Annotated in this window: 4 protein-coding genes and 1 pseudogene; all 5 read left to right on the top strand. The window is 55.0% G+C overall.

Annotated features, from left to right (window positions below; translation table 11 throughout):
• The coding region (locus tag AC3FOF_RS44190) for a type VI secretion system Vgr family protein (protein ID WP_488730271.1) at window positions 1-2,059 on the top strand (2,059 nt) is incomplete at its 5' end.
• A 4-nt stretch (window positions 2,060-2,063) separates the two neighbouring features.
• Window positions 2,064-4,499 carry a hypothetical protein gene (locus tag AC3FOF_RS44185; protein ID WP_488730270.1) on the top strand — a complete coding sequence of 812 codons (2,436 nt, stop codon included), beginning with the start codon at window positions 2,064-2,066 and terminating at the stop codon, window positions 4,497-4,499.
• Window positions 4,496-5,230, top strand: coding sequence for a hypothetical protein (locus tag AC3FOF_RS44180; protein WP_488730269.1), 735 nt, complete (start codon window positions 4,496-4,498; stop codon window positions 5,228-5,230). The genes AC3FOF_RS44185 and AC3FOF_RS44180 overlap by 4 nt, the downstream gene beginning before the upstream one ends.
• Window positions 5,231-5,384: 154 nt before the next feature.
• Window positions 5,385-5,642 carry a PAAR domain-containing protein gene (locus AC3FOF_RS44175; RefSeq protein ID WP_017225023.1) on the top strand — a complete coding sequence of 86 codons (258 nt, stop codon included), beginning with the start codon at window positions 5,385-5,387 and terminating at the stop codon, window positions 5,640-5,642.
• 2 nt (window positions 5,643-5,644) lie between these two features.
• Window positions 5,645-6,508: pseudogene (locus AC3FOF_RS44170) on the top strand (hypothetical protein); the annotation flags it as partial.

Here is a 6,508-nt window from a genome sequence, read left to right as displayed (position 1 = left end):
GTTCGCGGGCTGCATTACGTGCTTCAGCAAGACCCGGCAGACGCAGGACTTCTCCGCCTACCAGATCGTGATCGAGCCGCTGGTCGCGCGCCTCAGGCTCACGCACGCCAGCCGCATCTACCAGCACAAGACCGCCCCGCAGATCATCGAGGCCATCCTGCGCCGGCACGGCCTGGCGGGCCATCAGTTCCGCTTCAAGACCCGCCGGAAATACCCGGAGCATCGTTTCCATTTCCAATACCAGATGTCCGACTGGGACTACATCCGGCTGCTGATGGAGCAGGAAGGCCTCTACAGCTACTTCGAGCCCGGCAAGTTCGGCGAGATGGTGGTGTTCGGCGACGACATCGACCACTATCTCTACCTGCCCGAACTGCGCGTGCCCTACCGGGAAACCGCCGGCCTCGAATCCGGCACCGAAACCGTCTTCGCGATCCAGACCCACGCGCGCACGGTGCCGGCCTCCTATCTCGTCGCCGACTACAACCCGGACCAGTCCTGGGAGCGCTTCAAGGCCGAGGCCAACGTCGCCCGCAAGGACAAGACGACCTACGGCCAGCCCTATGTCTACGGCACTCACCACCTGGACCAGGAGAGCGCCAAATGGGAAGCGCAACTGCGCCACGAGGCGGCGATCGCCTGGCAGGTCATCTACGAGGGCGAGAGCAACGTGCTGGAGCTGCGGCTCGCGCGCATCCTGCGCATGGACCGGACGCTGCCCGATGCGCCCAACGGTCAGGTGATCATCGAAGTCACCCACAGCGGCGGGCGCGATGCGGCCTATCGCAATACCTACAAAGCCATTCCGTCGGACCGGCGCTTCCGCCTGCGGCTGAATGAAGCCAGCTGGCCCAGGATCAACGGCACGCTCAGCGCCCGGATCACCTCGCCGGGCAAGTACAAATATGCCTATCTGACCCAGCACGGCCACTACGTGGTGCGTTTCGACGTGGACTTCGACGAGTGGAGCGCAGGCGGCGAGAGCGTGCCGCTGCGCCTGGCCAAGCCGTTCGCGGGCGCGCTGCAGACGGGCTTCCATTTCCCCCTGATCGATGGCACGGAAGTGGCAATCGCATTCCGCGACGGCAATCCGAACAAGCCATACATCGCCCATGTGCACCACCACAGCCATCACGCCGACCTGATCACCAACCAGGACCGCTGGCTGTCGCGCAATGCCATCGTCACGCAGAGCAACAACATGGTGATGATGGAGGACTGGGAGGGGCAGGAATTCATCCATATCTCCACCGAGTACGGGGGCAAGACGCAGCTGAACATGGGCTACCTCGTCGATGGCAAGCGGCAGAAGCGGGGTGAGGGGTTTGAGTTGCGAACGTCTGGCTGGGGGGCGATTCGCGGCGGCAAGGGGCTACACGTTACTGCCTATGACCGAGCCAATGCAAGCGGGCAGCAGTTGGATATGGAGGAAACAATTGCCCAATTGCAGAAGGCCCTCGAGATTGCTCGGGCACTGGCAAACTCCTCTCAACAGGCCAAGGCGATCCCTTCTGACACAGATGTGCAGCAGCAAGGAAACAGCGATCTGACCAAGCTCGCCTCGTCGTCGTTGCTGATGAGTGCACCGGCGTCGGTCGGCGTCGTATCAGAGCGAGGCGTTCAGCTAGCGGCGGGAGGAAATATTTCGGCCGTGGCTGGCAAGAGTGTTGACATAAGCGCGGTCAAACGTATCACAGTGGCTGCAGGTGATCTCATTTCGATGTGTGCGCATAAGCTGGGCCTCAAGCTATTCGCCGCAAAGGGAAAGGTCGAAATTCAGGCGCAGAACGATGGGCTGGACCTGTTTGCCGAAAAGCAGCTGCGAGTGGCAAGCGCTAGCGAGGACGTGTCGGTGGTAGGCCGGAAGAGAGTGGTACTAGCTAGCGGAGGTGCTTGCGTGAAGATCGAGAACGGCGGCATCGAGATCATCTGTCCCGGCGACTTTAAGATTAAAGCGGCGTCGTTCACGTTCGAGGGGCCTGCAAGTGTGAATCCGGCAATGCCGGCACTGCCAAAAAGCGACCTGAAAATCTCCAACCAATACCCTTCGTCTCGCTAAGATCATGATTATCAGTCCCCCGTTTCTCCCAGCTGACGGCTCCAGTTCGACCGACTCCACTAAGACGGATCCGATGATGGATATGGTCGATCAATACGAACTGGCTCATCACGGGACGTATCCGATAGCGATGGATCGTCGCTGGCATTGCGGTATGCACTTGGCACCAGCCGAGCAAACGGAACCGGTGCGTGCGATTGCCGACGGGGAGGTGATAGCGTATAGGGTGAGCCAGAAAGCTATCACGGATGGAGAAACAAAGAGCGATGGCAGTCCGGACCTGAATTCCAATACCGGTTTCGTGCTGCTCAAGCATACAACCGATACCGGCGAAAGTAGAACACTCACGTTCTACTCTCTGTACATGCATCTATTGGACATCAACAACCAGCAGAGCATTGCCGCACAACCGACCAACCCGCCCGCAAACAGCTCTCCAAGCAGCTTGCCCGCCTGGCTGCTGCATCCAAGCAATGGTGTACAACCCGGGAATGGCAGGAGGGTCTATCGCAAGGACATATTGGGGTACTGGGGGCGCTGCCATGGTCTTCCGCACCTGCATTTCGAAATCTTCATGACGGAAGAGGATTTCAACGCATGGTTTGCCCAGACTGGGCATCAGGTACAGCTTGATGAGAAGAATCCGACTACGCCAGCGTCGAAGGACTACTGGGGCCACAGCTACTTTCTCATTCCGGGTGAACAGGCATTCTTCAGTGTGCCGCCTGACCAGCCTGCCACGGCTTCAGAATTCTTCCCGATACTAAAAGATGGCACGATTGATGCAAATAGCAAGTTGTATGTCGAGGCGTACTTCTACAGGGGCGAGCGATACACGCGATCGTGGATCGAGAAGGATGGAAAGCTCACGTCCTTGACGCCCGCACCGGTGAGAGACCGATACACCGGGTACGAGTACAAGCTGTATCAGCGCGCAATGGCTCTTTACCCGCAGTGCCCGAGCGACGGATACGAACTGCTGCGCTTTGGCCGAATCTTGGGTACGGACCAGCCGACCTTGCCAACTGCAGCCCGCAAGACTTGGGTGGCGGCGACCTATGACGCAAGTGGTGCTCAGGGCTATATTGATATCAATCAGGATGCCATTCGGAAGCTCTCCGACGCGGATTTCCCGTTCTTTATGGGCTGGCAGAAGATCCAGGAAGCCAACGGACCATTCAATCAGGATGGCCTTTGCGACTACGACGAGCTTCGCAAGATCGTGGAGGTAGTGGAGGCGGGGGAGACGCCCGAGCAGAGGAAGTTGTCTGGGCATATGCAAGAGGACCTGCTTGCCGCCTATGTGCAGGGCAATGATGCGGTGAGAAAGAAGCTGAAGGGATTTGTTTGCCACGCGCCCAGCGAATGGGACGCGGACGGGAACGATGAGCGCTACAAGGGGTTGAATGAGCCGGATGGATTCTTTGGAAAACGAAAGGAAATCGATCCAGATGGATACGAAAAATTCATCAATTTCCAGAAGCAGCTTCAATTTCTGGAAAATACCCCGCTCAGCGGTGGAAAGAAATTTTGGTTTTTCCATCCGCTTGCGTTTATTCGGCATTTTAGGAAATGTGGTTGGCTATCCCGTGATGAGATTTTGCAATTGCTCCCAGTAAATACATTTGATAAGAATGGTTCGAATTGGATATGGTCGGCAGTTTCTTTAAATGGGGCTGGTTCGCTATTATCGAAGACCAATAGCGATGCAATTGCGCGTAGACGCGAACTCAACATGGCATTGCGAAAATACGGCATGGAAAATCCAGTGCGCATGGCCTGTTTCTTTGGAAATGCAACGCAGGAAACTCAATGGTTTCAAAAATATCATGAGGGATCACCTTTCTGGTACAGGCCGTGGGATGGAAGGGGATTCCTTCAGCTTACTCACGCTGAGAACTATATTAAATACTGGGTATTTCGAGGGCTGGTCACGGATGCACAGACGAAATCTAGTCTGCAGCAGCATACCATTCAAGCTAATAATAACAGGCCTTTGGTTAATAATGTTAAAACGATGTATGATCCTACGAATTCTCTGAGTGATACGTCAACGCATGTTTCAGCAGAGATTGTTGCCAGAAGGGATAGCACGAAAAGCGCGTTTGAAGCTGCTGACAGTGCAGGCGTCTATTGGGCGTGGTCTGGTGCCTCTTCTGGAGCGGATGAGTATTATTCGTCGCCTATTGGAGTGCTGAAGGTACTTAATACAAATAGTGGTCAAAGGCGCTACTCGGAAAATAGAGCATTTGGAAAGGTTGCCGGCACAGTTAACACGGGATCGCCTTCTAGTAGTTTTTCCTCCATTTGGGGGATTCAGGCACGTTTTTTGGCATTTGAAAACGCGCAAGTTGTTTTGCTGGATGTTCCGGTTTTCAATAAGGTGGATGGAACAACAAGTTTAATGCCTGTAGATTATGTGCGTCGGGAGATATATTGAAAAATTTTTATTTGGTTATAGCTTTTGTCTTTGCGCTCGTCATAATTTCAGGCGGTGCATATGCCGACGAAAAGGTGCCGACGCTGATTGGCAATGAAATTGGAAGCTCTCCTTTCGCGGACGGGCCTCGCCGGATTTCTGTTGGCTTGGGGCGGTGCAGGTTCTCTATGAACCTTGCTCGTGGTGAGCATGTCAGATTTAACGATCCGGATGTAATTTTTTACCGTTCTACTCAACGCCTCTCTGGAAATAGATTGGCTTATCTTTTTCAATCAGAAATGTCGGCTGGCTATGATTGGTCGTTCAGAAAAATGGGGCAGCTAGATGATAAATGGTTCGGAATTATGTGTGAAAGTGCGGGGAATTTTTCATGGTTTTATTCGAGCGGAAGAGGTTATGATATGTCGCCTGAATTGAGGCAAATTATCGAATCTAATTCATATAAATGCCCTGCGAAATTCGATGGAGAAAAATGGATAAATGTTGACGGGGTAGGCAATAAGATGTTTCGTGCGTTAAGTGGTGATAATTGGGCTGGATTTTTGGTCGGATATCTGGATATAAGAAACAATGCTGTGCTCGATTCAATAAGATTTTGTATTGTTAGTAATGGTAATGTTGTTATTGGTGCGGCCGAGAATGGGTCGGTTGGATTGAAAATTTCTGTTTCATTTTTTGACCAGGTGGCAAAGTCGATATCGTCTATGGTTTTCGAGGATGGTGAAAAATAGGTTGGGAGAGCTCGCTCGTAGACGGGGCGCGTCGTGATGGTAATTCCAGTGCCATGTATTGTTAATATGAAAAAAGATCGGTATTGATGTAATTTATAAGAGCGCATATTAATGGTATTGATTTGTTCTTATTTTTTAATCTAAGGCGAACACCATGTTTGGAATTGTCCGAGCGGGAGACGAGCTTGAAAGGGGCGGCAAAGTCCTGGCCGGCTCAAAGGATATGAGCTTTATGGGACGTGCAGCGGCCCGCCAGGGCGACCCGGCGAAGTGCGCGCTGCACGGCGATACATACATTGCGGAAGGCGATCCTGATTTCACCGACAAGGGTGTGCCCGTGGCGCTGCACCTTCATAAGTGTGCTTGTGGCTGCCGCGTCATTTCATCGTTGGTCACGGCGGGCAAGGGCTGACGATGCCGATCGACTACGCCCTTGCTGGCCCCGTCGAGCCGCTGCCGGAACCGCCGGGCGCGCGGGGAGTGGCGGTGCTCTGGCTTTGTTGCACGGTGCTTGGATCTGGCGCCGTGTTGCTGGCATGGCCATCCGAGAAGCCTGCGCAAGGGGCGGAGTTTTGGTTTCTCATTGCCGTCGCGCCCCAGATCGTTTTTTTACTGCTGCTCGGTTTGGCGAGGCACGCCTACGAGAGCGCGCACCTGCGTGCGCTGTACTACAACCAGCATCGCGATGCTCAATTGCGCGAAATGGTCGCGCGGTCACAGAGGCCGCTGGAGATTGTGGCTTCCTCCTATTGCCTTCCAGGCGACGGCCTGTCGCTTTCGCAGCTCCTGGCATCGTCCAAAACGGTGCTGGCTACGCAACCCCCGCGGGTGGGCGCCGGGCTTGTCCGCCATAGCCGCCTGCCAGACTGGGATGAATTATTGAGCGTGCAGGGAGGCGAGGATGGCGCCGAGGCAGGAGCGCCGTCGGACCGGTTCGACGTGTTGGTCGATTTCTTGCTCGGGCCAGTTGTGGAGTCAGTCAGGGAGTTGCAGCAACGAGGTTATCGCCATGCTCCCGCGGTCCGGCTGGTGGATGGCTCGCCGACACGTGCGCAGGACCGCCTGTTGCAGTTGCGGCAACGACTGGATTTACTCGGTCTGTCAGGACTGGACTGTGATCTGGCGTGCCCGGACTCGTCGCGGGGATTGATGCTGGCTGACGACTGGCTGGACCGCGATTCAACCTTGCCTCTACTTCTGATCGCCACGCAGTTACACGAGGCGCCGCCAGAAGGGAGTGCGGAAGCAGGGGTTGCTTTGCTGATGGTGCCTAACGGC

This window comes from Cupriavidus sp. 96C5-1 (assembly GCF_057798855.1).
Note: the sequence above shows the minus strand (reverse complement) of the source record. Positions and strands in the feature narration are given on the sequence as shown.

Excerpts from the sequence above, each read along its gene's own strand:
- AC3FOF_RS44175 (WP_017225023.1), top strand. The coding sequence starts at position 5,385 with ATGTTTGGAATTGTCCGAGCGGGAGACGAGCTTGAAAGGGGCGGCAAA.
- AC3FOF_RS44185 (WP_488730270.1), top strand. The coding sequence starts at position 2,064 with ATGATTATCAGTCCCCCGTTTCTCCCAGCTGACGGCTCCAGTTCGACC.